Genomic DNA, 24,473 nt, shown 5'->3' on the forward strand with positions numbered 1-24,473 from the left:
CCAGATGAAAACGTTCGGCCTGCTTATGCTGTCCGCCACTTTATGGCTGAGTGCGTGCTCCCCCAACAATGTAGAAGATGCAAAGAACTGGGAGAAATATTTTACACAACACAAGCTGGAAGGCTGTTTTATGCTGTTCGACAATGGGCAGGGTACTTTCAAAGTGTATAATATAGATCGTGCCAAAGAGCGGTTTATCCCTGCTTCCACCTTTAAGATCTTCAATTCCCTGGTAGGTTTGCAAACCGGCGTGATCAGCGATACCAATATGGTCATAAAATGGGATAGCGTTAAACGCTGGAATGACGACTGGAATAAAGACCTCACTATGGCACAGGCTTTCAGGTTATCTTCTGTTGGTTACTACCAGGAAGTAGCCCGCCGCGTTGGTAAGGATACCATGCAGCGCTGGCTGGATTCCGTACAGTACGGCAATCACAGGATCAGCAAAGTAGATTCCTTCTGGCTGGATAATTCCCTGCAAATTTCCCCTGATGAAGAACTGGGCTTTGTAAAGCAACTATATTTCAATCAACTTCCTTTCCAGCAAAGGGTACAGGAATTAGTAAGCGCTGTGATGGTGCAGGAAACCACACCTAAATATAAACTGGCCTATAAAACCGGCTGGGGCATAGTGGGCCCTAAAAATATTATCTGGATCGCCGGCTGGATCGAGGAAAATAAACACCCCTGTTTCTTCGTCCTGAACTTTGAAACAGAAGATAAGAACCTGGATGTCCGCAAAGTAAGAATGGAGATCCTGCGCAACATCCTCACGGAAGAAGGCTTCTTTAAAGGCGAAAAATAGGGTTCCCTGTTAAAAAACTCCTAAATCCTTTTATAACATCCTTGTAATACGTTATAAAAAAATTATTTTTGAACTACTTGCCCCGGCAATGACCGGGGTAAGTCATTTTAACCATGTTAAGATTTCAACATACAGAATACCTCTGGGCTTTTGTGCTCCTGATCGTACTGGTACTGGCTTTCGCCTGGGTTACCTGGTGGAAACGCAGGTCGGTTCGCCGTTTAGGTGATCCCGTTATGGTGGAAAAGCTCTTCAGTGGCTATTCCCGCCGCCTCTTTACCGTCAAATTCCTCTTGCTTTTTATTGCCTTCTTCTTTGGGGTGATAGGGCTGGCCAATCTCCAGAAAGGTAGCCGTGTTGAAAAGATCACCCGCAAAGGGGTAGATGTGATCATCGCACTGGATGTGAGCAAAAGTATGCTGGCCACAGATGCCAAACCAGACCGCCTCACCCGGGCTAAACAATTGGTGATCAAACTCATGGAGAAACTGGATAATGACCGGGTAGGTATTGTGGTATTTGCTGGCAATGCATATCTGCAAATGCCCCTCACCGTAGATTATTCCGCTGCGCGGATGTACCTGGGCAGCATTTCCCCGGACCTCATTCCCAAACAAGGCACGGAGATCAATGAAGCCATCCGCGTAAGCGATGAAGCTTTCAATAAAAAAGAACGCAAACACAAAGCCCTCATCATCATTTCCGATGGGGAAGATCATAATGAAGGCGCCATCGCTGAAGCCAGGAAAGCATTGGAAAATGGTGTAGTGATCAATACAGTGGGTATTGGTTCTCCTACCGGTTCTCCCCTGCCTGATCCTGAAAACGGTGGTGTAAAAAAGGATCGCGAAGGCAATACCGTGATCTCCAAATTAAATGAAGATGCCCTGAAATCCCTTGCTGCTGAAGGAAAAGGAATGTACCTGCACCTGATGAACAATACGGACGAAGTGGTGGAAGCCCTGGCTACCAAAATAGACAGGATGGAACAGAAAGAATTCGGAGAAAATGTGTTCACTGATTACAATAGCTATTTTCAATATTTCCTGGGCATCAGCCTCCTGCTGATCCTGCTGGAATTCTTTATACCGGAAGGCAAAAAGAAAAAAGCAGAAGAACTGCCCGGACTTAAAACTGCGCAAGCCAAATGAAACAGAACTTTTTTCATATAGCTGTTGCCGTTACCGGCCTGCTGTTATGCAGCGCAGGGGCAACATTTGCTCAGGAAGGCACCAATAAACTGATCCGTAAAGGAAACGACCAATATAAAAAGCAGCAATACGCAGATGCGGAAGCCAGCTATAAAAAGGCGTTGGAACGAAACAACAAGTCAGTTGCAGGGAATTACAATCTCGGCAACTCCTTATACGAACAGAAAAGGTTTGATGCCGCCCGCGCACAATATGCCAATACCTTAAAAGTAGATGGAAAGAAAGAAGTGAAGGCAGATGCTAATTACAACATTGGCAACACTTTCATGGAAGATAAGAAATGGGAGGAAAGCATCAAGAGCTATAAATCCGCACTGAAAGCAAATCCCACAGATGAGCAGGCCCGTTATAACCTGGCCTACGCACAGGCCATGCTGAAAAAGCAACAGCAGGAAGGTGGCGGAGACGATAAAAAAGATAACAAGGACAAACAGAAAGACAAGCAAAAGGATAACAAAGAGAATAAACAGGACGAGAAGAAAGAGCAGGATAAAAAAGACCAGGAGAAGAAGGATCAGGAGAAGAAAAAACAAGAGGAAAAAGAACAGCAGCAGCAACAGCCTAAACCCAGCAAACTATCTCCGGAAGAAGCAAAACGTTTATTACAGGCACTGGCACAACAGGAAAAGAAATTGCAGGAAGACAAGATGAAGAAAGTAAAAGCCAGCCCTGGCACAGTAGAAAAAGACTGGTAACCATCACCATAAAAAAGCCGCCCGTGTATAAACAGGGCGGCTTTTCTCTTACTTTCCTTTCCTTTTTACCTTTTAAATTAAAAAACGCGTTTGGTAAAAACGCGCCCTAAAAGCATGGTTTCCTTTTAACGAGTTGTAAAAGTAGTCACCATTTAGCCGCTATGTTTGGACAAACGGCCAATTGGCTGGTACTATTTGAACATTGTCTCCCTGAATTCATGGGGGGAGGTGGAAGTATGCTGCCGGAAGAAGCGGCTAAAGTAGGCCGGGTCCTCAAACCCTAACTCATAACAGATCTCTTTTACGCTCCTGTGGCTGAATGCCAGTTGCCGTTTGGCCTCCAGGATCAGCCTCGCACGGATCATATCTGTGATGGTTTTACCTATTGCCTCCCTTGTAATTTCATTTAAACGCTTGGCCGTGAGGGCAAAATGCTGGGCATAAAAGGCTGCCTGGTGCTCTTTGCGGAAATGCTTTTCTACTACCCTCCGCAACTCTATGATGCGGGCATCATGATGTAACAGCGCGGGGGAATTTGCCACGTTGTGTTTTTTCTCCCGCTCTGCCAGTAAGAGAAAGGCATTCAATAAGTGTTTGATCACACTACTGCTGCTGCCCTCAAACTGAATAGATAATTCCTGCTGCATCAGTGTGATGAGCATAGAAAAATTACTCGCCGTGGCATTACTGATGCGTATGGGCGCATACTCCTGGGAATCATCAAACAAAGTGGTAAAATCGTACAAGGATTCCCGGTCGTGCTTATTGGAAAAGTAAAATTTCTCTGTGAAGGTGATGCTAAACCCATAAATGCCACTGTCCGGCAATTGATGGATCTGGCCAGGCCGGAGCAGGAAGATCATTTGATCCGCCATATCGTATGTAACGAAATCTACCACATGCTCACCTTTTGCTTTTGTAAGCCAGATGATCTGAAAGTCGTGATGCCGGTGTGGCAGGCCCGCCAGGTCACTATGGAAGTGTTCCACTTCAAAGATACTGAACTGGCCTTTTAGCGGTAATTTCTGATAGGGTATGGTATCCACGGTTTTATTCATGGTGCATCAATATGCTGATTAAAAAAGCCGGTTACAAACATACTATGAGGTTAAAACTAGGCATAATAACGGCATGTTCTTTACCGTTCATATAAAACATGTTAAACGGGAAGGGGTTATGTCGGAAAAGATTCCGTGAATCTTTCTTCTTTCCGCCGCTGAATCTTTCCTAATTTTGCGTTACATCTATATATTATTTTCATGCAATTGTATTGCCATTCGCTGACTCAGTATAAACGTTTAGCCACTCTGGAAGTAAAGGTGGGCGATCTTACTATCGGAAACTTTAACCCTATCCGCATTCAAACCATGACCACTACGGATACCATGGATACCCAAGGGACCGTAGCCCAGGCCATCCGTTGTATTGAAGCCGGAGCAGAACTGGTACGTATTACCGCACCCAGCAAAAACGAAGCAGAAAACCTGCTTCCCATCAAAAATGAATTACGCCGCCGGGGTTATACCACTCCGCTGGTTGCAGATATCCACTTTACACCCAACGCTGCAGAAGCAGCCGCCCGCATCGTAGAAAAAGTACGGGTGAATCCGGGTAACTATGTAGATAAAAAGAAATTTGAACTGCTGGAATATACGGATGCAGAATACCTGGAAGAAATTGACCGCATCCGCGATCGCTTCACTCCACTGGTGAACATCTGTAAAGAATATGGAACCGCTATGCGCATCGGTACCAATCACGGTTCCCTCAGCGACCGGATCATGAGCCGCTATGGAGATACACCCATGGGAATGGTGGAAAGTGCTATGGAATTCCTCCGCATCGCAGAGGACCTCCACTATCAGAATATTGTGCTCAGCATGAAATCCAGTAACCCGCAGGTAATGGTACAGGCCTATCGCTTACTCGTGCAAACCATGCAGCAGGAACTGGGCCATTGTTACCCTCTTCATCTCGGCGTAACAGAAGCTGGCGACGGAGAAGACGGACGGATCAAATCTGCAGCAGGTATCGGTACTTTGCTGGAAGATGGTGTAGGAGATACCATCCGGGTATCCCTCACAGAAGATCCTGAATTTGAACTCCCCGTTTGCCGCGACCTCGTAAAACGTTACACACATCGCATTTCTCATACTCCGATCCTTCCATTAAAAGATCCGGAAAAACTCCCCTACTCCCCCTTTGCTTTCAAACGCAGAGATACAGTGGCTGTAGATAATATCGGCAACAAACAGGTACCGGTAGTGGTAGCTGATTTCAGCCACCTGCATAACATTTCCCCGAAGGAACTGCAAAGCATTGGTTATACATATGATGCGGACACGGATAAATGGAACATCGGCGATGCCGCAGCAGATTATATCTTCACCGGCAACCAGGAGTTAAATTTTGCATTGCCCGGTACACTCAAAGTGATCGTGCAATACCATACCTGGCTGCACGTAGCAGATAAAGAAAAGTACTTCCCTTATTTTGATATACAAGGATACCTCGCGGCACGCCAGGATAACCGTTTGGCCCAGATCAATTTCGTTCATGCAAATACAGATGAACTGGGCACTGCGGACTTTACAACTTTCCTGGAAAACCTGGAAAGCAGCGTGGTGCCGGTATTGCATTCTTCCTCTGCGCATGCCATGGCATCTATCAGAAGAACGATGGTAGATCTGATGGAAAGGAAGATCACACAACCCGTTATCCTCCTTTGCAACAGCGAACATAACAATCCGGAAGAAGACCTGATCCATTATGCCACAGAAACCGGCGCCCTTTTGCTGGATGGTTTTGGAGACGGCCTTTGGCTGAAAGCATTGCCAGACCTGTCTGTAAGCCGGCAACCTTCTGCCGTAACAGAACCCTTAGGCCTCATCAACAATGTAGCCTTTGGTATTTTACAGGCAACGCGTTCGAGGATCTCTAAAACAGAATATATCTCCTGTCCTTCCTGCGGCCGCACCCTGTTTGATCTGCAGGAAACCACCGCCCGCATTCGCGCAGTCACCAATCATTTAAAGGGAGTGAAAATAGCCATCATGGGCTGTATCGTAAATGGCCCCGGTGAAATGGCAGATGCGGACTTTGGCTATGTAGGCAGCGGCGTAGGCAAGATCACATTGTATCGTGGTAAAGATGTGGTGAAACGTGGCCTGAGCAGCGATGTAGCGGTTGATGAACTGATCGGCCTTATCCGGGATAATGGGATGTGGGTAGATGTGAAGTAATGAGAAAAAATAAGAGAGGCGCATTTTGCCATACGCCTCTCTAAAACTGTAACTGGGGTTAACAAAAGCAGTGTACCTTAACTTGATTTCAAATTCTGAACTTTTTTGGGGTTAAATGCGATTCTTAAGCATGTCGTAAAGGTACTACCCTCAAGAGGGTAGATCAAGCGTAGTTTTACGCAAATTTTAACGTGGTTTCCCTGAACATCAGTTGTTATTATCATTATCTTTAAATTAAACCATCTTGTTATGAAAAATATCTTCGTTGTGGGATGCCTCTTGCTAATGGCCTGTGGTGGCGGTAATAAACCCAACACTACAGATTCCCTCAAGACAGATAGCCCTCATGTAGTTACTCCCACCACCAACGCTCCGATCCATTTCAGACAGATCAATGGATACTTTGTAAAGAACACGCTGAATCAAAAAGACAGTATAGCCTGTTGGGTGATCCAGTCCCAGCCTATCTTTGATAATATTTTCGGTGCGGCCAAAACGATGAACAATACGGTAGATACGATCAATTTCGATCGGGAAGTACTGCTGGCGGCAACACTTCCTGCTTCTTTTGAGAGAAGAACGCTGGGGCTTACTAACTATAAACTGGATCAGTCTGTATTACATGTGCAGTTATCTGTAAACGGGGGAAAGAAGGAAAGTTATAGTTCTACAGCTGCCTGGCTGGGTACGGTGGATGCTATACCAGGGCTGAAGGAGATTAAGTTTTATAATGGGGATCTGCTGATTGCAACGATTCCTTTGTTAAAATAAAAAAAGCCCCTCACAGCGTGAAGGGCTCTTCGTTTATCCACAAAGGTTACATATCATATTCAAGGCTCGGACGCAGCCATTTCTCTGCTTCCTCCAGAGGCCAGCCTTTTCTCTCCGCATAATCTTCCACCTGGTCCTTCTCGATCTTACCCAATCCAAAGTACTTCGATTGAGGATTGGCAAAATACCATCCACTCACACTCGATGCCGGATACATGGCCAGAGACTCTGTAAGGATGATCCCTGTTTCTTCCGTTGCATTCAACAGATCAAAGAGTTTATATTTCTCTGTATGTTCCGGACAGGCAGGATATCCCGGTGCCGGACGGATACCAAGGTATTCCTCCTTGATCAGCTCTTCGTTGCTGAGATGTTCTTCTGTAGCATAACCCCAGAATTCCTTCCGCACCCTTTCATGCAACAGTTCAGTAAATGCTTCTGCAAGGCGGTCTGCCAATGCTTTCAGCATGATACTGCTATAATCGTCATGTTCTTTCTTGAAATGTTCCAGCCACTCTTCAATACCTTCTCCCGTTGTAACCGCAAAGCCACCAATATAATCCTGCTTGCCGGTAGATTTCGGAGCAATGTAATCTGCCAGGCTGAAGTTAGGTTGGCCTGGCGCTTTCTTGATCTGCTGCCGCAGGAACTCCAATGGGAATTCCGCACCATCAGGAGCCGTTACCATAATAGTATCTGCTGCAGAAGTATTAGCAGGGAACATTCCTATTACCGCTCTTGCACGTAACCATTTCTCATCAATGATCCGTTGCAGCATTTCCTTCGCATCATTATATAAACGGGTAGCTTCTACTCCCACCACTTTATCCGTCAGGATCTGCGGGAATTTACCATGCAGTTCCCATGCAATGAAGAATGGCTGCCAGTCTATATACTTAGCGATCTCTGCAAGATCGTAATCCGTAAATGTTTTAGTACCCAGCAAGGCAGGCTTCACAGGCTGGAAGTTATTCCAGTCAACAGGCGCCTTATTTTCCCTGGCCTGTCCAACAGTCAAATATTGTTTAACCGGACGTTTATTACGGAAGGCATCGTTCAGTTTAACGTACTCCGCCTTCACATCTTCCAGGAAATTCTTATTCAATGCTTTGTTCAGCAGGTTACCAGTAACGGTTACACTTCTGGAAGCATCCAATACGTGCACTACTCCATTCTCATACTCAGGTGCGATCTTCACCGCAGTATGTGTACGGGATGTGGTAGCACCACCTATCAGCAAAGGAATATCAAATTTCTGCCGTTTCAGTTCACGGGCAATGTGTACCATTTCATCCAGGCTGGGCGTGATCAAACCACTCAGGCCAATAATATCTACCTGGTGTTCTTTAGCGGCCTGTAATATTTTATCAGCAGGCACCATCACACCAAGGTCTATGATATCATAACCATTACAACCTAATACCACACCAACAATGTTTTTACCAATGTCGTGTACATCACCTTTCACCGTGGCGAGTAATATTTTACCGGCAGATTTGATCTGTCCTCCATTTATCCTAACGTATTCCGCTTTCTCTTCTTCAATGAACGGCGTCAGCACTGCAACAGATTTCTTCATCACCCGTGCGCTCTTCACCACTTGTGGCAAGAACATCTTACCACTACCAAAAAGATCACCCACAACATTCATCCCATCCATCAACGGACCTTCGATCACCTGTAACGGACGATCATATTTTAAACGGGCTTCTTCCGTATCTGCTTCAATATAATCTGTAATACCATTCACCAATGCATGGCTAAGTCTTGCTTCCACTGTACCTTCTCTCCAGGCCTGGCTTTTCTCTTCAACCTTTCCTTTTGCTTTTACTGTTTCTGCAAAATTGATCAGGCGTTCCGTTGCATCATCTCTGCGGTTGAGGATAGCATCCTCACACAGTTCGCGGAGCTGTGGTTCGATCTCATCATAGATCTGGATCATACCGGCATTCACGATACCCATATCCAGCCCGGCTTTGATGGCATGGAGCAGGAATACGGAGTGCATGGCTTCACGTACTGCATCATTTCCCCGGAAAGAGAAAGAAACGTTACTCACACCACCACTGATCTTGGTGAGCGGCATGAGTTTTTTGATCTGGCGGCAGGCTTCGATGAACTCAACTGCATAGTTGTTATGTTCTTCAATACCTGTAGCGATCGCAAAAATATTGGGATCGAAAATGATGTCCTGGGGATCGTATCCTACTTTTTCTGTAAGGATCTTATAAGCACGATGGCAAAAATCCACCCGCTTCTGCAATGTGTCTGCCTGGCCGTTTTCATCAAAGGCCATTACAACAACAGAGGCTCCATAGCTCTGGCAGATAATAGCATGCTCAATGAACTTCTCTTCTCCTTCCTTTAAACTGATGGAGTTCACAATACATTTACCCTGCAGGCATTTCAATCCTGCTTCTATCACACTGAACTTACTGGAGTCGATCATTACGGGGATCCGGGAAATATCCGGTTCAGAAGCCAGCAGGTTAAGGAAAGTCGTCATGGCTTTTTCGCCGTCCAGCAGCGCATCGTCCATGTTCACATCCAATACCTGGGCACCGCTTTCTACCTGTTGGCGGGCAACAGATAATGCTTCTTCATATAAGCCTTCCCGAACGAGCCTTGCAAATTTCTTGGAGCCTGTTACGTTGGTACGTTCACCTACGTTAAGAAAGTTAGTTTCCGGCCTTACAACCAGTGGTTCGAGACCACTTAACCGCATATACGGTTTAATAATATGTGGAGTATTCATGCTTGTTGTTCCTCTTATTCAGATACTATATTACAATGTTGTTTCCAACACTGGTAAAGGGCGTGGGGTGATGGGTCTTACACTTTCAGCCATATGGCGGATGTGATCCGGGGTAGTACCGCAGCAGCCTCCTACAATATTTACAAATCCTTCTTTCGCAAAATCTTCAATGATGTGCGCTGTTTCATGCGGCTCTTCATCATATTCACCAAATGTATTCGGTAAACCGGCGTTAGGATAACAGCTAACATAACAGTTGGCGATCTGGGAAAGCTCTTCTATATAAGGCCTCATCTGCTCTCCGCCCAATGCACAGTTCAAACCAATAGAGAATGGTTTGGCATGCATCACGGAAATATAGAAAGCCTCCAGCGTTTGACCACTCAGCGTTCTGCCGGAAGCATCTGTGATAGTACCAGAGATCATAATCGGCAGTTCAGGTTTGCCTGAATCCCTGTAGTATTTTTTAATAGCGAAGATGGCGCCCTTGCAGTTCAGTGTATCAAAGATGGTTTCTATCAGGAGGATATCTGCGCCTGCTTCTGATAAAGCTTTCACCTGCTGATAATAAGCATCCACCACTTCATCAAAGGTCACTGAACGGAATCCCGGATTGTTCACATCCGGAGAAATAGACAGTGTCTTATTTAAAGGACCAATGGCGCCGGCAACAAAACGAGGTTTGTCTGGCGTGCGGCGGGTATAATCTTCAGCTGCACGTTTAGCTACCTGTACAGCAGCAATGTTCATTTCGTATGCCAGGTCCTGCATATCATAATCAGCCTGTGCAATCACCGTACTGCTGAATGTGTTAGTTTCAATAATATCCGCGCCTGCTTCCAGGTATTCCCTGTGGATAGCTTCAATGATACCGGGTTGGGTAATAGACAACAGATCACTGTTACCTTTCACGTCACTGTGATAGTTCTTAAATCTTTCTCCCCTGTAATCGGATTCTTCGAGTTTATAGCGCTGGATCATGGTGCCCATGGCACCGTCAATGATGAGGATACGCTCTTTGGCGCATTGTTGTAATGATTTCATGGCAATAACGTTTATTAGTTACGGTTTACAATGAAACCCGGAGGTCGAACAATAAACAAATCTACCCTCGGGCATTTGCAAAGATAGACAACTCCTGATTAATAACAGCATATGTATTGCCTATGAGCCCATTGTACAGCCTTATGAGAATTTAATCTTTCTAACTAATTAATAATTAACCAGTTACAATAAATATGATAGAAATCATAAAAAATAATTTTTGTGGGAATGAAAAGTCCACTAGATTTGTAGAGTAATAGCAAACAAAACAGAAACCAACCGTTCAATTTTTTAAAACTATGCTTTTAAAGGAGACGCTTAAAGATCCAGATCACCTGCAGGCAGCTGTACCTTACCACCACCGCGCTGCCGCCGGATGTTGTTATATGTGTTGCTGATATCATTTAACCCGATCAGTAAAAACATATTAATAACCCGGAAAAAACATTCGAGATGACGATCAAAGACGATATCGGACAATTGAGCCGCAACCTGGAAAAACTGGGATTGCAACAGGTGATTGTTGAAAACTCCCTGGCGGATGATTCCTTCAGAGTAGTATACATCAACAAGAATGTGCGTAAACAGGGATCTGAACAAAGCACTCCAGGAAAAGGAAAAAATAAAAAATCTTCCTCATAAGCTGTAGTTGACATAATGCAACAATTGCGTATTCATAACGTGGAATAGTTACCAGAGACAGGTGTTTTCGAACACCTGTATTTTTTTGCCCCTACCCTACCTGTTGGCATAAGCCAGGCTGCAAATACTCAGTTCTACCTCCTTTACTGTCTGCAATGCATGTGCACAGGCCTCCAGCGTAGCGCCGGTGGTCAGTACATCATCCACCAGCAACACATGCCGGTCTTTTACTTTCTCCGGGCAACTCAGCGAAAAGACCTCCGCCACATTTTCCCATCTTTCCAGCCGGTCCTTATGGGTTTGGGTAACAGCATTTGCTTTACGGGTCAGCGCGTTGGCTGATACATCGCAGCCCAATACTTCAGCCATGCCATTTGCCAGCAAAGCCGCCTGGTTATATCCCCTGTGCCGTTGTTTTACTTTGTTTAAGGGCACCGGCACTATCAGGGAGATCTTTTGCCACCAGCTACTTTGCTTTAACTGCAAGCCCAGCTGGCGCCCTAAGTAAACAGCAATATCTCTTCTTCCGCCATATTTAAACTGATGAATGAGATGCTGCAAACAAGTATCCCTGGCAAAGTAATAACCAGCCATAGCATGTTGCAGTTGCACACGCCCATAAAAGATCTGTTCAACAGGATTGTCTGCTACTGATTGAAAAGAGGTAACAGGCATTTTCCGCATGCAGCTGATACATAACACTTCTTCCGTAGCGGTAAGATCATGTCCGCAATTTTCGCAGACATGTGGGTATAACAAGTGCAGCAATGATTGGATCACAGTGCTCCATTTAAGGTTAACAAAACAATAAGGCTCCCTCAGATCAGAATAAGAAACGATATACTTCTTCTACCCTGCCAAGCGGAACCACTTCGATATTCAATTTACTGAAATCAAGTCCTTTCTTATGATATTTTGAGATAAATATTTTATCAAACCCTAACTTCTCTGCTTCCGCGATACGTTGCTCAATCCTGTTCACAGCGCGGATCTCACCACTTAAACCAACTTCCCCTGCAAAGCAATATTTATGGGATACACCGGTATCTTCGTAGGAAGACAACAAAGCACACAACACAGCAAGATCAATAGAAGGATCTTCTACCCGGATCCCTCCGGCTATATTTAAGAACACATCCTTTACACCAAAATGAAAGCCGCCTCTTTTCTCCAATACTGCCAGTAACATTTGCAAACGGCGAAGATCAAAACCGGTAGCTGTGCGTTGCGGTGTTCCATAAACAGATTGTGTTACCAATGCCTGTACTTCCACTAACATAGGACGCAACCCTTCAATCGTAGATGCGATGGCTACACCACTTAAAAGATCATCCCGTTGAGATATCAGTATCTCGGAAGGATTACTCACCTGCCGGAGTCCTTCTCCTGTCATCTCATAGATGCCCAATTCTGCAGTTGAACCAAATCTATTCTTGATAGTACGAAGTATCCTGTAGGCATAATGCTGGTCGCCTTCAAACTGTAAAACCGTGTCCACCATATGTTCCAGGATCTTTGGCCCTGCTATGGCGCCATCTTTTGTGATGTGACCGATGAGAAAAACAGGTGTGTTGGTCTCCTTAGCAAAGCGTTGCATTTCAGCAGCGGTTTCTCTGATCTGCGATACACTTCCGGGAGCAGATTCTATTAAGGGAGATTGTAAAGTTTGAATGGAATCTATGATCACCAGTTGTGGCTCCAGTTTTTTAATCTCCTGGAAAATAACCTGTGTAGATGTTTCTGTAAGCAGGTAGAATTGATCGTTATTGATCTTCAATCGGTCTGCCCTCATTTTGATCTGTTGCTCACTTTCTTCTCCGCTGATATACAACGTTTTAATGCCCTTCAGTAACAGTGCATTCTGCAGGAATAAAGTAGACTTTCCAATTCCTGGTTCTCCACCTACCAATACCAGCGAACCCGCCACTATGCCACCTCCCAGCACTCTGTTCAATTCTGCATCAGGTGTTAGCCATCTTCTTTCTTCAAGGCCTTCCACTGCATCCAGGTTCACTACTTTTGGTGCCTTGGGATGATCTGATTTCCATTCCTGCTGACGTAGCGGTATATCCTTCTGAACTTTTTCTTCTACGAAAGTGTTCCATTGATTACAAGAAGGACATTTACCTGTCCACTTTGCTGTTTCATAACCGCAATTCTGACAAAAAAATGCCGTTTTGATTTTACTCATGCAGCAAAGTAAGATGAAAAAAAGGAGAAGAATAAATCAACGATCTTATCATCGCGTTTTGATGCGAAAAATTGAAAATTGAATCTAAAAAAAGAGAAAATCGGGGACAAGAATGGCTTAAATGAGAAAAGAGCCAACGGAGGATTCCGCTGACTCTTTCTACTTACTAACCCATTAAATTCAGGACTAAATTACTAAATGGCTCGAGAATAAAAAAGTTTATTTAAAGGATGTTAATAACTTTTAAAGTGTTAATTCAGGTGGCAGCCTGTCGGCTGTAAGCCTCTATTGTAGCCTATTTCGCCCGCAAGTAATTTTCAGCAACTACTCGTAAAATATTGATAAAGAAGGGAGGTAATACAAGCTTTCATATATTAATATTCGAACATATTAAGATTAAGTTTAACTATATAAAATGCCCCTTAAGCTAGCCTCAAAACCCCTCTTTCGGACAAAGTGGCAGTGTTAATTTTTTGCTGCTGCCAAATAACTCTGTTTTTTTGTATTTATTCAAATGGTAGGAGTTTTGATAGTAGTTAAGGGTAATAATTAAGACAACACATTAAAAAGAATTACGATGCTAACACCCGGAGTGACTATCATTTCATTGATCTTCTTTGGCATCAGTATGCTGGTTAGCTACAGATTAAAAAATAAATTCAAGCAATACAGCGCGGTGCCAACCTCCTCAGGCCTTACTGGTCGTGAGATAGCTGAGAAAATGTTGAAGGATAACGGTATTTATGACGTAAAAGTGGTATCTGTGGAAGGCCATTTGAGCGATCACTATAACCCGGCTACTAAAACAGTGAACCTCAGCCCTGATGTATATAATAACAATAGTGTGGCCGCTGCAGCGGTAGCAGCCCATGAATGCGGGCACGCAGTTCAGCATAATACTGCTTACCAGTGGCTGACCTTACGGTCTAAACTGGTACCTGCAGTACAATTTAGCTCCACTATCATGCCCTGGATCCTTTTAGGGGGTGTATTGATGATCAATATCTTCCCCGGCCTCCTGTTGGGCGGGATCATCCTGTTTGCCATTACCACCCTTTTTTCCGTGATCACCCTGCCGGTGGAGTTTGATGCTTCCAAAAGGGCCCTGAACTGGCTGGACAGTGCAGGCATCACTTATCAAAAAGAGCATGCCATGGCCAAAGATGCACTTTGGTGGGCTGCAATGACTTATGTAGTGGCGGCTGTATCCTCCCTGGTTATCTTATTCCAGTACGTTTTGATGTACATGGGCGCCAGGGACCGGAATAACTAATAACAGCTATAATAACTCCATATAAAAAGCAGAAAGGATCGGATTTCCGGTCCTTTCTGCTGTAAAAGCGCCTGTAAAACCGGGCATTTAATAACCTGTTGATAACTCTTTGTCAAATTCTTTATTGAATATCAATTCGTTACAGGCATGCTCTGAAAAAAAGAGCCTCAAACTGATGGTTATTTTATTTTTACAACTTAGCTTTGCACTCCCAAATAGGGCGAGAAAAAAAACTTATTTTATTAAGCAATGAATACTTTAAGCTACAGAACAAAATCTGCCAATGACGCTTACGTAAAGCGCGACTGGCATATCGTGGATGCTACTAACCAGACGGTAGGTAGAATGTGCGCGAAAATTGCAGCCATACTGAGAGGTAAGAATAAACCTTACTACACTCCTCACACTGACTGTGGTGACAACATTATTGTGATAAACGCTGATAAAGTTGTTTTCACAGGTAATAAACTGAACGATAAGGAATACCTGACTTACTCAGGTTATCCCGGTGGTCAGAAAGCAGAAACTGCAAAGAACCTGCTGAACCGTCGTCCGGAAGTTGTGATCGAAAGGGCCATAAAAGGTATGTTACCTAAGAACCGCCTGGGCCGTGCGATGTACAAAAAACTTTTTGTATACGCTGGTGCAGAACATCCTCATGGTGCACAGAAACCACAACCTTTAACTTTCTAATCACACCTGAATAATGGAAAAACAAAAAAATACTATCGGTCGTCGTAAGGAAGCAGTTGCCCGTGTTTACATGAGCAAAGGCACCGGCACCATTCTGGTGAACGACAAGGATTATAAAACATATTTTGCGCTGATCTATCTGCAAAATCAGGTAGAAGCGCCTTTCAAAACCATTGACGCGCTGGATAAATTCGATGTAAAGGTGAATGCGCAAGGTGGCGGTATCAAAGGTCAGGCAGAAGCTGTAAAGCTGGGTATTGCCCGCGCACTGTGCGAGGTTAATCCTGAATTCCGCCCTGCACTGAAAGCTGCCGGCTTGCTGAAACGTGATCCGAGACAAGTTGAACGTAAGAAACCAGGTAAAGCTAAAGCAAGAAGAAGCTTCCAGTTCTCTAAACGTTAATGATTGTATCATTCAATTCTTGACCATCAATTTGATTAAAACAACATGGAAAATAATACTTCATTACAGCAGCAGTTACTGGAAGCCGGTGTACACTTCGGTCACCTGAAGAAAAAATGGAACCCGAAGATGCTGCCTTATATTTTCGCAGAAAAGAAAGGTATTCATATCATTGACCTCAACAAAACCGTTGAAGGTTTACAGGAAACAGCCGCAGCGCTGAAATCCATCGCAAAAAGCGGTAAAAAGATCATGTTCGTAGCTACTAAGAAGCAAGCGAAAGAGATCGTTGCCGACGCTGCAAAACGCGTAAACATGCCTTACGTTACCGAAAGGTGGTTAGGTGGTATGTTGACCAACTTTGCTACCATCCGTAAGAGCGTTAAGAAAATGCAGAGCATCGAAAAGATGCTGGCTGATGGTACCTTTGATAACATTACCAAGAAAGAGCGTCTCACGCTCTCCCGTGATAAGGATAAAATGGAAAAAGTGCTGGGTGGTATCTCCCAACTGGCGCGTGTTCCTGCTGCCCTGTTCATCGTAGACATCAGCCATGAGCACATTGCACTGGCAGAGGCAAAACGCCTTGGTGTTTCTACTTTCGGTATGGTGGATACTAACTCCGATCCTACTAAAGTTGACTTCGCTATCCCTGCGAACGATGACGCAACTAAATCTATCGCTATTATCGTAAGCTACATTGCTGCTGCAATCGCTGAAGGTCTTGCTGAAAGAGCAGTTGAAAAAACTGACGAAGTTTCTGAAGAAGAAGAAGCAGACAACCGCATCCGCAAATTTGAGCTGGAAGGTGGTGACGAAAAAGGTGAAAGAGGTCGCAAACCTGGTGGTCCCGGACGTGGTCCTGGAGGCCCCGGCGGTAGAGGCCCTGGTGGTCCCGGACGTGGTCCTGGCGGCCCTGGTGGCGGCGGCGGTAACCGTGGTGGCGGTCCTGGCAGAAGCGGTGGCGGTAATCGTCCCGGTGGTGGTGGTGGCGGCAACCGTCCTGGTGGCGGTGGTGGCAATCGCCCAGGTGGCGGTGGCGGCGGATTCCGTCCTTCCGGTGCAGGCAGACCTGGTCCTTCCAGATAATTTAATGCTGAAATAATAAATAGTGAATCGTGAATGGTATTTAATCGTTCACGATTCACTTTATAAAGATTCCCTGAGCCATTTGCATCCCGCAAATGAGTCAATTCAAATTTTTAACGTATAAACTGATTATATACCATGGCAACAATTACAGCAGCTGATGTAAATAAACTGCGTCAGCAAACAGGAGCTGGCATGATGGATTGCAGAAAGGCACTGGTAGAAACTGACGGTGACTTTGAAGGAGCAGTTGATTACCTCCGCAAAAAAGGTCAAAAAGTAGCCGCGCTGCGTTCTGACCGTGAAACCAAAGAAGGTGTTGTGATCGCTAAAACTACTGCAGACGGTAAAGCCGGCGTGGTAATTTTGCTGAGTTGTGAAACTGACTTCGTAGCCAAGAACGAAGATTTTATCAAATTTGCCCAATCAATTGCTGACCTGGCACTGGCTAATAACAGCCAATCCGCTGAGGAACTGAACGCTACTCAACTGGATGGCGCTACTGTAGCTGATAAAGTAAATGACCAGGTTGCCAAGATCGGCGAGAAGATCACCCTGAGCAAATTCGAAAGAATTGAAGCAGCTGCCGTTATCGCTTACATCCACGGTAACTACCGTATGGGCGTACTCGTTGGTTTCAGCAAACCTGTATCTGAAGAGGTCGGTAAGGACATCGCCATGCAGATTGCAGCGATGAACCCAATTGCACTTGATGCGGATGGTATTCCTGCTGAAGTGATCGCCAGAGAGAAAGAGATCGCTATCGAGCAGATCAAAGCAGAAGGCAAACCCGCTGAAATGGCCGAAAAGATCGCTGCCGGCAAAATCAGCAAATTCTTTAAAGAAAGCACCCTGTTACAGCAAGGATTCGTAAAAGACGACAAGAAATCTGTAGCAGACTACCTGAAATCTGTAGATGCAGAGCTCAAGGTGGCTTCCTTTAAGCGCGTTGCTTTAGGATAATCTAACCAGATAATACAAAAGGAGAGAATGTAAAAATTCTCTCCTTTTTTTTGCATATCACATTCCAGGGAATATTTTTGAAGATGGAATTGTATATTTATTAGTAGAATCTTACAATAATCATAGCTGACATGTTGCCAAAGTACAAAAGAATTTTGCTCAAACTGAGTGGGGAGTCCCTGATGGGAGATAGTAATTATGGAATTGATTCAAAGGTGATCACTCAGTATGCGCACGACATCAAAACCGTTACAGACCTGGGAGTGCAAGTGGCTGTAGTAATTGGCGGAGGTAATATCTACCGCGGAATGAATGAAGCAGAAACCGGTATTGAACGGGCCCAGGGAGATTACATGGGCATGCTGGCAACGGTGATCAATGGAATGGCACTGCAAAGCGGCCTGGAAAAAGCGGGAATGTACACCCGCCTGCAATCAGCCATCAAAATGGAACAGATCGCAGAACCTTATATTCGCCGCCGCGCCATCCGCCACCTCGAAAAAGGCCGCGTGGTGATCTTTGGGGCTGGTACCGGGAATCCTTATTTCACCACAGATACAGCCGCCTCTTTACGTGCTATCGAGATCCAGGCGGATGTGATCCTGAAAGGAACCCGCGTGGATGGTATTTATACGGCAGATCCCGAAAAGGACCCAACCGCCACTAAATATGAAACCATCACTTTCTCCGAAGTGTACCAGAAATCACTGAATGTGATGGATATGACTGCTTTCACCCTCTGCCAGGAGAACAAACTGCCGATCATCGTATTCGACATGAACAGGACCGGTAACCTGTTGCAGGTGATCATGGGCAGAAATGTAGGAACGCTCGTTAAAGGATAATAAAACTTATTCCGCATATAAAGTAGCTGGCCGGATTCCCAAAAGGGTTTCCGGCCAGTTTTTTGAACTAAAATCACCATAATATCCAGGGAGGAATCCCCGAAGCACTGTTAGTCATATTCATTACATTATAACCCAAAAGAAAGCTTGCTGCCTGTATGCTAAAGGAGAAAAGGAGGAAGAAAACGAGTCAGAAAAAACACCGGGGAAGACTCCCCGGATCACATTTTTTCTCCATCTATGAAAATATTTTAATGATCTTATAACCACGGGAGGAAAAATATCCGGAGAAGAATCCCCGGATCCCCGTTAAGGTTATGAAATCGTACTTGTGATCTTAATAATTTTATGCCCCTTCAAAAGCCAGGAAAGAGATATCCAGAGAAGAATCCCCGGATCACTGTTATCTCGTTATATCCGTTTTACTAAATATTTTTCCGGCTGTTCATCAAAACAATCCCGATAATCCGTCATCATACACTCCGGATCATGCCCCCTGAGATAAAAGGATGCAGAAGAAAAAGCATAGTCTGTTGCACAGCTGCAAAGCCCCGCGGAAACAGGAGCTTCATGTAACTGCCCCAGCTTTTCTTCCGCCGCACCGGGATCAGGAATGCTCGTTGAAAAGGACGCTTTCTCCCAGAACTGGAACTGCCGGTCGTGCAGATCGCTTCTATAAAGTTGCAGTTCCTTCCTATCCTCTGCCCAAAGTTTCCGCTTGATCCGCTGGGCAGTGAATTTCAGCAGCATCTGCCGGATGTTCTTACCTTCCCACTCCGGTTGTTTTTTCCAGAGCAGATGAAATTCATCTTCCATGATCACATATCCGTATAGCCATATCCGTTTCTCCATTACCATGAACGCGAGACTGTTCATCACAATCTCTTTATGTTCATCCTTTCTTAATAACAGCCTGTTATTACTACAGCTGGCAGTAAAAAGTTCCATATCGTTTTTTTGAGGATACGCATAACTTGCTGTGCGCTGAAATGCAGATCGGACAATGCAGACCGGGTGGCCTCCCCCCAAACATTTCCTCCGGATACAACCCCATATTCATCCAGTAATACAGGCCGGTGGAAAGTATATCATTTTGAACCCCAAATCCGTATTGGGGGGAGGTGTTATTGCAGAGATCCAGAATAACCCGGTCATAAAGTGCATACGTTTATCTGCATACAGTGGAATATGCTTTGCTCATGCGTATTACGTGAATAATTTATTTGCCTTTTTTGAATTGACGGGAAGGAAGCGGCCAGTCATTTCCCTTGAAATGCGCAGCCACCATTAGTAGCAATTTACTCAAACCTCTTTCCGGCAAACTTTCGGCAGGAATATCGCCCAGATAGAAAGATTCCGATAGTCTACCTGTGATAAAGGTCTTTCCTGGTTTCTTCATGATTGGTGGTTTTTGTGTGGTTGTTGGGTAACAAAATTTGAAATATTTATGCATGCAATTTAGGATGCAAAAACGAAAAACCGATCGTTCAGTTTATTCATTATCACTGGGGTGTTAAGACCTGTTTGCAACAAAATCTATCAGTAGACAGAGAAAATATCGGGAGATTTATATCGTGTACTCAAACGTCGTATAATGTGTGCCATCACTTTTCACAGCAATAGCGCCACCCATCTTCTCAATGAAATCCTTGCAGATGATCAATGCGAGGCCTGCACCACGGCCTGTTTCACGGGTTAACGTGCCGGGTGTTTTATAATCAAATATATACGGCTGGTCATTTGCAGAAATACCACTGCCTTCATTCGTGATAGAAACAAATGCATGTGCTGCTTCTCTTGCAGAAAAAATAGTGATACGGCTCCCTCTCAGTGAAAATTTAACGGCATTATGCAAGAGGTTACGATTTACAAATTGCAGCATTTCATGATCTGCCTGTATCTTCAGGTCCTGCGGTATATGCATTTCCACGATCAGTCCTTTATCATTGATCTCCTGGAGCAGCGGCTCCTTCGCTTCATTCCAGAGATCACGCAAAGAGTATACCTGCGGGGAATATTCAAAACCTGCCAGCTGTGATTTTATCCAGCGGAGCACTGTTTCAAACAACACCAATGTTTCTGTTGCCCTCGAGGCAATGTTCACCGCTATCTCCCGAAATTGCTCTGCCTGTATATCTTTCTGCGTAAACAATTCCGTTACTTTAATAATATGCGCCAGCGGCATGCGGAAATCATGTGCCAGGATACTTAATAATTTATTCTTGAAATCATCATGATGCTGCAGTTCTTTATTCTTCATAGCAATCATCTTTGCTGCATTCCTGAAGTGTTTGGTGTTCTGTTTGGAATTTCTGAAAGAGCGGTAATAAGTAGCCAGCAATCCCGCCAGCAAAACACTGCACACGGTGAGAAAGATGATCAGCATGATCCTTTTATTCTTTTCCAGCCTGTCTGTAGCAATGGTTTGTTCCTGCAGCGCATTATTTAACCGGAGCGTTTTCAATTCCTGTTCATGCAGGAAGGATTCCAGGTAATCCAGTTCTCCCTGCGTACGAAGCTCTTCCTGATGTGTTGCGATCTCACTCATGATATCCGCATATGGAATAGCCGCAGCTGCATTAATGGCTTTATAATACCGGTAAAGGGCTGTGACCGGACGGGTCATTAATTTTTTATATCCTCCCATCACGGCAGCATCCAGCATTTTCTGTTTATAGAGGATGCTATCCGCCATGCCGGCTTCTGTTGCATAAAGGTCCAGTTGTGCATTGGCATATACTGCCAGGTATACCATCCCTTCTTCCAGGGCGTGTGCAGATAATATTTTCAGATCTTCCATAGCCTGCGGCACTTCCTTATTCCGCGATCTTTCATGCGCAATGAACAGACCGGTATAAGTGATCATACGATCATCATGATACCTGATGGCAATGTCCCTCGCTTTGTGTAATGCCCAGCGCGCAGAATCCTGCCGCGTACTGTCTTCCGCAAACATCCTGTAATAATTGGCCAGCATGGAGGACCAGGAGGAATCGCTTAAAAGACGGCTGCCAATAGCCAGGGCTTCTGTTATTAAAGGAGCAGCTATCTCCGGACGCCCTTCATAATGATAATAAGCGCCGATGTTATAAGTAGCCTGGCAAATTCCCGCGGAGTCGCGCATGCTTTTGAAACGTTGCAGCGCTTCCATGTAAAAACGATGGGCCAGCCGGCCGTTATTCAGGAAAGTAAAACAGGTGCCGAGATTCATATAAGCCTCCGCTAATCCTTTAGGATAATGGATCCGGTCTGATAACAGCTGTGCTTCTTTTGCATATTTGCCACTACTGTCCAGCTGCACAGCAATATATAATGAGCTAAGGCGGTTCAGTGCATCTGCATAACGCATACTGTCTTTACCGAGCTGGGGAAGTTTTGCTTTTACTGTATTGATCAATTTTGTTTGTGTATATGCCTGCCGGGGAATAGAGATCAGCAGGAACATGCATAAGGAAACGGAGCACAGGTATGTGCGCAGCAGAAAGGAAAGGGGTGATTTTGTCATGCTTCAAACGTGTATCAGGCCAGTACAATGGCTCTTCTCAATATCAAGGCTAATTTCCAATTATTTTGTTAACCGTTTGCTAATCCAACCTGTTCAAGTTCTGTTCAATAAATGAACGGAATCCTACCTATCTATCTGATAATGAACAAAATGAACAGTTGCTGATCGATTGCACTGTATTAATTTAGAGGTTATCATAGAAGAATGATCATGGAAGTCCCCGTCGCAACGTTCGCCAAACGTTGGGCTCCTTTTCCTGTAAACTACTGGTGTTAATGAATGGTGGCCATAATCCTGTTATGGCCAGGAAAAAACGGCGGCCTGCTAAAATGTTTTTAACCAAAAATCCTATCATATGGAAAATTTACAAGCACACAACTATGGCTGCCAGGAAATGAACGCAGCCGATGTAAAAGATGTTAACGGCGGATTCTTTTTGTTCAGCCTTACCAACACAGGTGGTAAGATCACAGCTGGTGCGCAACTGGATACTAACGCCCTCACTTCCGGACTGCCTTTACCAGGTGGTGGCGGTGGATTGCCAGGCCTTGGTGGTTTAGGCAGTTTGCTCACCCCGGTTACCAGCCTCCTCAACAGTTTGTTAGGCAGCCTCGGTGGTGGATTACTCGGAATGTAATCACAAAATTTCAGTGACGCCCTCTTCCCGGGCGTCACTCTTTTTTTACTTTTCACTCAAACCCTGTTATATGCAAAACTTACAAGCAAACAATTACGGATGTCAGGAACTGGATCTGCAAACTGCCCGTGACGTAAACGGCGGTTTAATTGATCTCGGTTTCCTGAAACTTGATTTTACCAATACAAATGGTAAGATCAACGTAGGTATTACAGTAGACCCTAACGGACTCACCAGCCTTCCTGGTGGCGGCGGAACAGGTGGCCTCGGCAATCTGCTTTCTCCCGTTACCAATCTCCTGAACAGTTTGCTCGGTGGATTGGGCGGTATTGCCTTACCATTATAATCCGGAATTATCTCAACGGTTTTTTAAAGGTTGTCTGCAAAGACAGCCTTTTTTATTTGTGTATACTGAATCCTTACTTTTGCGTAAACTATTAACCATGAGAATCGTCACCTATAATGTTAATGGCCTCCGCTCTGCCATGACTAAAGGATTTACCGAATGGCTCAAAACCAACCCTGCGGATGTCATCTGCCTCCAGGAAGTAAAGGCACACCGGGATAATGTAGACTTCCAGCAATTTGAGCAACTCGGCTACCAGGATTACTGGTTCCCTGCGCAAAAAAAAGGGTACAGCGGCGTGGCTATTCTCACCAAAACAAAACCGGACTTCCTGCAATACGGGAATGGCTATATGCAAAGTGATGCAGAAGGAAGAGTGATAAGAGCCGATTTTGGCGACATCACCATTATTAACACATACATCCCCTCCGGAACCACCGGCGACGAAAGACAAGCTTATAAGTACCAATGGCTGGATGAATTCTATGAGTACCTCCAGTTATTAAGAAAGGAAAGGCCGAACCTGGTCGTTGTGGGTGATTATAATATTGCACACATGCCCATCGATATACATAACCCGGTGGCCAATAAAGACTCCTCTGGTTACCTCCCGGAAGAACGGGCCTGGATGAGTAAATTGTTCGATAACGGTTTTGTGGATACTTTCCGGAAGTTCCATCCGGAACCTGATCAATATAGCTGGTGGAGCTTCCGCGCTAATGCACGTAACAATAATAAAGGATGGCGTATCGATTATATTAATGTAACCGCTCCATTACAGGACCGCCTTGCAGATGCCGCCATCTGGCAACAGGTAAAACATTCAGACCACTGTCCCGTATACCTTCAATTGAAATAAGTATGATCATATATAATGTAACTTCTAAGGTTTCCCCCCTGATCAAGGACAGATGGCTGGAATGGATGAAGCAGGAACATATCCCGGAGATCATGGCCACAGGGCTTTTCCACGATTACCGGATGGCCCGTTTGCTGGAACAGGATGATTCCGACGGCCCCACTTATACCGTCCAGTATTTCACTGATACCCTGGAAAACTACTACACTTATCTGCAGGAGCAGGCTCCGGCCCTTCGGCAAAAAGCTTTCGATGCTTTCGGAGACCAGTTTGTAGCCTTCAGAACGGTGATGCAGGTAGTATAGATAATCAAACTTATCCACAGGAAATCCACTATTTTCAGGCACTTCAGGCTTTGGTACAATAGTTGAAGTAAGGTCGTGATTTAGTGCCAGATGCATTAAAACTCAATGCAGTAGCGCGTTTCGTTCTGAGCATACTATATGCTCATTTGATACGTTGTTACCTGCAATCAGCTGTAAACGTTACCTGTAGGGTTTT

Annotated in this window: 24 protein-coding genes; 16 read left to right on the forward strand and 8 right to left on the reverse strand. The window is 44.8% G+C overall.

Annotation, left to right across the window (positions count from 1 at the left end):
* The first annotated feature begins 4 nt into the window (after positions 1-4).
* The 3 genes from blaOXA (at position 5) to GFS24_RS14565 (ending at position 2,714) form a co-directional block, all read left to right on the forward strand.
* A complete protein-coding gene (gene blaOXA / locus GFS24_RS14555) occupies positions 5-808 on the forward strand; it encodes a class D beta-lactamase (protein ID WP_153660386.1) in 804 nt (267 codons plus the stop codon).
* Positions 809-921: 113 nt separating this feature from the next.
* On the forward strand, positions 922-1,959 hold the full coding sequence (locus tag GFS24_RS14560) for a VWA domain-containing protein (protein ID WP_153660387.1): 1,038 nt from the start codon (positions 922-924) through the stop codon (positions 1,957-1,959).
* Positions 1,956-2,714 (forward strand): tetratricopeptide repeat protein, encoded by a 759-nt coding sequence (locus GFS24_RS14565; RefSeq protein WP_153660388.1) that lies wholly within the window; start codon positions 1,956-1,958, stop codon positions 2,712-2,714. Before GFS24_RS14560 ends, GFS24_RS14565 begins: the two co-directional genes overlap by 4 nt.
* A gap of 191 nt (positions 2,715-2,905) precedes the next feature.
* Here GFS24_RS14565 and GFS24_RS14570 read toward each other — a convergent pair whose 3' ends face one another.
* On the reverse strand, positions 2,906-3,772 hold the full coding sequence (locus GFS24_RS14570) for an AraC family transcriptional regulator (protein ID WP_153660389.1): 867 nt from the start codon (positions 3,770-3,772) through the stop codon (positions 2,906-2,908).
* Positions 3,773-3,973: 201 nt separating this feature from the next.
* On the opposite strand from GFS24_RS14570, the gene ispG reads away from it, so the two are divergent.
* Positions 3,974-5,956, forward strand: a complete 1,983-nt coding sequence (gene ispG / locus GFS24_RS14575; protein WP_153660390.1) for a (E)-4-hydroxy-3-methylbut-2-enyl-diphosphate synthase — start codon at positions 3,974-3,976, stop codon at positions 5,954-5,956.
* A 249-nt stretch (positions 5,957-6,205) separates the two neighbouring features.
* On the forward strand, positions 6,206-6,727 hold the full coding sequence (locus GFS24_RS14580; protein WP_153660391.1) for a hypothetical protein: 522 nt from the start codon (positions 6,206-6,208) through the stop codon (positions 6,725-6,727).
* 46 nt (positions 6,728-6,773) lie between these two features.
* Here the strand turns inward: GFS24_RS14580 and metH are convergent, their stop codons facing one another.
* Together metH and GFS24_RS29095 are read right to left on the reverse strand one after the other, a co-directional pair.
* Positions 6,774-9,482: a methionine synthase gene (gene metH / locus GFS24_RS14585; RefSeq protein WP_216647429.1), complete on the reverse strand. Its 2,709-nt coding sequence runs from the start codon at positions 9,480-9,482 to the stop codon at positions 6,774-6,776.
* A gap of 30 nt (positions 9,483-9,512) precedes the next feature.
* Positions 9,513-10,526, reverse strand: a complete 1,014-nt coding sequence (locus tag GFS24_RS29095; protein WP_216647430.1) for a homocysteine S-methyltransferase family protein — start codon at positions 10,524-10,526, stop codon at positions 9,513-9,515.
* A 453-nt stretch (positions 10,527-10,979) separates the two neighbouring features.
* Here GFS24_RS29095 and GFS24_RS14590 point away from each other — a divergent pair, with 453 nt between their 5' ends.
* Entirely contained in the window at positions 10,980-11,168 is a 189-nt protein-coding gene (locus tag GFS24_RS14590; protein WP_153660392.1) for a hypothetical protein, read from the forward strand.
* Positions 11,169-11,264: 96 nt separating this feature from the next.
* Here the strand turns inward: GFS24_RS14590 and GFS24_RS29335 are convergent, their stop codons facing one another.
* Both GFS24_RS29335 and radA read right to left on the reverse strand, forming a co-directional pair.
* Entirely contained in the window at positions 11,265-11,948 is a 684-nt protein-coding gene (locus GFS24_RS29335) for a phosphoribosyltransferase family protein (RefSeq protein WP_153660393.1), read from the reverse strand.
* Positions 11,949-11,991: 43 nt separating this feature from the next.
* Positions 11,992-13,359 (reverse strand): DNA repair protein RadA, encoded by a 1,368-nt coding sequence (radA, locus tag GFS24_RS14600; RefSeq protein ID WP_153660395.1) that lies wholly within the window; start codon positions 13,357-13,359, stop codon positions 11,992-11,994.
* Positions 13,360-13,936: 577 nt separating this feature from the next.
* On the opposite strand from radA, the gene GFS24_RS14605 reads away from it, so the two are divergent.
* The 6 genes from GFS24_RS14605 to pyrH all read left to right on the forward strand — a co-directional run bounded on the left by GFS24_RS14605 (position 13,937) and on the right by pyrH (position 18,625).
* Positions 13,937-14,632, forward strand: a complete 696-nt coding sequence (locus GFS24_RS14605; protein ID WP_153660397.1) for a zinc metallopeptidase — start codon at positions 13,937-13,939, stop codon at positions 14,630-14,632.
* Positions 14,633-14,881: 249 nt separating this feature from the next.
* Positions 14,882-15,325, forward strand: a complete 444-nt coding sequence (rplM, locus tag GFS24_RS14610) for a 50S ribosomal protein L13 (RefSeq protein ID WP_153660399.1) — start codon at positions 14,882-14,884, stop codon at positions 15,323-15,325.
* A 13-nt stretch (positions 15,326-15,338) separates the two neighbouring features.
* Positions 15,339-15,728 carry a 30S ribosomal protein S9 gene (gene rpsI / locus GFS24_RS14615; protein ID WP_153660400.1) on the forward strand — a complete coding sequence of 130 codons (390 nt, stop codon included), beginning with the start codon at positions 15,339-15,341 and terminating at the stop codon, positions 15,726-15,728.
* Positions 15,729-15,773: 45 nt separating this feature from the next.
* A complete protein-coding gene (rpsB, locus tag GFS24_RS14620; protein WP_153660402.1) occupies positions 15,774-16,817 on the forward strand; it encodes a 30S ribosomal protein S2 in 1,044 nt (347 codons plus the stop codon).
* 138 nt (positions 16,818-16,955) lie between these two features.
* Positions 16,956-17,780 (forward strand): translation elongation factor Ts, encoded by an 825-nt coding sequence (tsf, locus tag GFS24_RS14625; protein ID WP_153660404.1) that lies wholly within the window; start codon positions 16,956-16,958, stop codon positions 17,778-17,780.
* Positions 17,781-17,911: 131 nt separating this feature from the next.
* On the forward strand, positions 17,912-18,625 hold the full coding sequence (gene pyrH / locus GFS24_RS14630; protein ID WP_153660406.1) for a UMP kinase: 714 nt from the start codon (positions 17,912-17,914) through the stop codon (positions 18,623-18,625).
* Positions 18,626-19,036: 411 nt separating this feature from the next.
* Here pyrH and GFS24_RS14635 read toward each other — a convergent pair whose 3' ends face one another.
* From GFS24_RS14635 to GFS24_RS14645, 3 genes are all read right to left on the reverse strand, one after another.
* The gene (locus GFS24_RS14635) at positions 19,037-19,573 is read right to left on the reverse strand and encodes a hypothetical protein (protein WP_153660409.1); all 537 of its coding nucleotides are present in this window, start codon (positions 19,571-19,573) and stop codon (positions 19,037-19,039) included.
* A gap of 271 nt (positions 19,574-19,844) precedes the next feature.
* Complete coding sequence (locus tag GFS24_RS14640; protein ID WP_153660411.1) at positions 19,845-20,024, reverse strand: hypothetical protein; 180 nt, start codon at positions 20,022-20,024, stop codon at positions 19,845-19,847.
* 168 nt (positions 20,025-20,192) lie between these two features.
* Positions 20,193-22,130 (reverse strand): tetratricopeptide repeat-containing sensor histidine kinase, encoded by a 1,938-nt coding sequence (locus GFS24_RS14645; protein ID WP_153660413.1) that lies wholly within the window; start codon positions 22,128-22,130, stop codon positions 20,193-20,195.
* A gap of 355 nt (positions 22,131-22,485) precedes the next feature.
* On the opposite strand from GFS24_RS14645, the gene GFS24_RS14650 reads away from it, so the two are divergent.
* From GFS24_RS14650 to GFS24_RS14665, 4 genes are all read left to right on the forward strand, one after another.
* Complete coding sequence (locus tag GFS24_RS14650) at positions 22,486-22,767, forward strand: hypothetical protein (protein ID WP_153660415.1); 282 nt, start codon at positions 22,486-22,488, stop codon at positions 22,765-22,767.
* Between the two features lie 70 nt (positions 22,768-22,837).
* A complete protein-coding gene (locus GFS24_RS14655; protein ID WP_153660417.1) occupies positions 22,838-23,113 on the forward strand; it encodes a hypothetical protein in 276 nt (91 codons plus the stop codon).
* A gap of 97 nt (positions 23,114-23,210) precedes the next feature.
* Positions 23,211-23,972, forward strand: a complete 762-nt coding sequence (locus GFS24_RS14660) for an exodeoxyribonuclease III (RefSeq protein ID WP_153660419.1) — start codon at positions 23,211-23,213, stop codon at positions 23,970-23,972.
* A 2-nt stretch (positions 23,973-23,974) separates the two neighbouring features.
* Entirely contained in the window at positions 23,975-24,277 is a 303-nt protein-coding gene (locus tag GFS24_RS14665; protein ID WP_153660421.1) for a DUF4286 family protein, read from the forward strand.
* The last annotated feature ends 196 nt before the right edge of the window (positions 24,278-24,473 follow it).

The organism is Chitinophaga sp. SYP-B3965 (assembly GCF_009647655.1).
GTDB lineage: Bacteria > Bacteroidota > Bacteroidia > Chitinophagales > Chitinophagaceae > Chitinophaga.

Bases quoted from the DNA above. Each gene is read 5' to 3' on its own strand.
- blaOXA (WP_153660386.1), top strand. From the start codon at position 5: ATGAAAACGTTCGGCCTGCTTATGCTGTCCGCCACTTTATGGCTGAGT.
- GFS24_RS14560 (WP_153660387.1), top strand. From the start codon at position 922: ATGTTAAGATTTCAACATACAGAATACCTCTGGGCTTTTGTGCTCCTG.
- GFS24_RS14565 (WP_153660388.1), top strand. From the start codon at position 1,956: ATGAAACAGAACTTTTTTCATATAGCTGTTGCCGTTACCGGCCTGCTG.
- GFS24_RS14570 (WP_153660389.1), bottom strand. From the start codon at position 3,772: ATGAATAAAACCGTGGATACCATACCCTATCAGAAATTACCGCTAAAA.
- ispG (WP_153660390.1), top strand. From the start codon at position 3,974: ATGCAATTGTATTGCCATTCGCTGACTCAGTATAAACGTTTAGCCACT.
- GFS24_RS14580 (WP_153660391.1), top strand. From the start codon at position 6,206: ATGAAAAATATCTTCGTTGTGGGATGCCTCTTGCTAATGGCCTGTGGT.
- metH (WP_216647429.1), bottom strand. From the start codon at position 9,482: ATGAATACTCCACATATTATTAAACCGTATATGCGGTTAAGTGGTCTC.
- GFS24_RS29095 (WP_216647430.1), bottom strand. From the start codon at position 10,526: ATGAAATCATTACAACAATGCGCCAAAGAGCGTATCCTCATCATTGAC.
- GFS24_RS14590 (WP_153660392.1), top strand. From the start codon at position 10,980: ATGACGATCAAAGACGATATCGGACAATTGAGCCGCAACCTGGAAAAA.
- radA (WP_153660395.1), bottom strand. From the start codon at position 13,359: ATGAGTAAAATCAAAACGGCATTTTTTTGTCAGAATTGCGGTTATGAA.
- GFS24_RS14605 (WP_153660397.1), top strand. From the start codon at position 13,937: ATGCTAACACCCGGAGTGACTATCATTTCATTGATCTTCTTTGGCATC.
- rplM (WP_153660399.1), top strand. From the start codon at position 14,882: ATGAATACTTTAAGCTACAGAACAAAATCTGCCAATGACGCTTACGTA.
- rpsI (WP_153660400.1), top strand. From the start codon at position 15,339: ATGGAAAAACAAAAAAATACTATCGGTCGTCGTAAGGAAGCAGTTGCC.
- rpsB (WP_153660402.1), top strand. From the start codon at position 15,774: ATGGAAAATAATACTTCATTACAGCAGCAGTTACTGGAAGCCGGTGTA.
- tsf (WP_153660404.1), top strand. From the start codon at position 16,956: ATGGCAACAATTACAGCAGCTGATGTAAATAAACTGCGTCAGCAAACA.
- pyrH (WP_153660406.1), top strand. From the start codon at position 17,912: ATGTTGCCAAAGTACAAAAGAATTTTGCTCAAACTGAGTGGGGAGTCC.
- GFS24_RS14635 (WP_153660409.1), bottom strand. From the start codon at position 19,573: ATGGAACTTTTTACTGCCAGCTGTAGTAATAACAGGCTGTTATTAAGA.
- GFS24_RS14640 (WP_153660411.1), bottom strand. From the start codon at position 20,024: ATGAAGAAACCAGGAAAGACCTTTATCACAGGTAGACTATCGGAATCT.
- GFS24_RS14645 (WP_153660413.1), bottom strand. From the start codon at position 22,130: ATGACAAAATCACCCCTTTCCTTTCTGCTGCGCACATACCTGTGCTCC.
- GFS24_RS14650 (WP_153660415.1), top strand. From the start codon at position 22,486: ATGGAAAATTTACAAGCACACAACTATGGCTGCCAGGAAATGAACGCA.
- GFS24_RS14655 (WP_153660417.1), top strand. From the start codon at position 22,838: ATGCAAAACTTACAAGCAAACAATTACGGATGTCAGGAACTGGATCTG.
- GFS24_RS14660 (WP_153660419.1), top strand. From the start codon at position 23,211: ATGAGAATCGTCACCTATAATGTTAATGGCCTCCGCTCTGCCATGACT.
- GFS24_RS14665 (WP_153660421.1), top strand. From the start codon at position 23,975: ATGATCATATATAATGTAACTTCTAAGGTTTCCCCCCTGATCAAGGAC.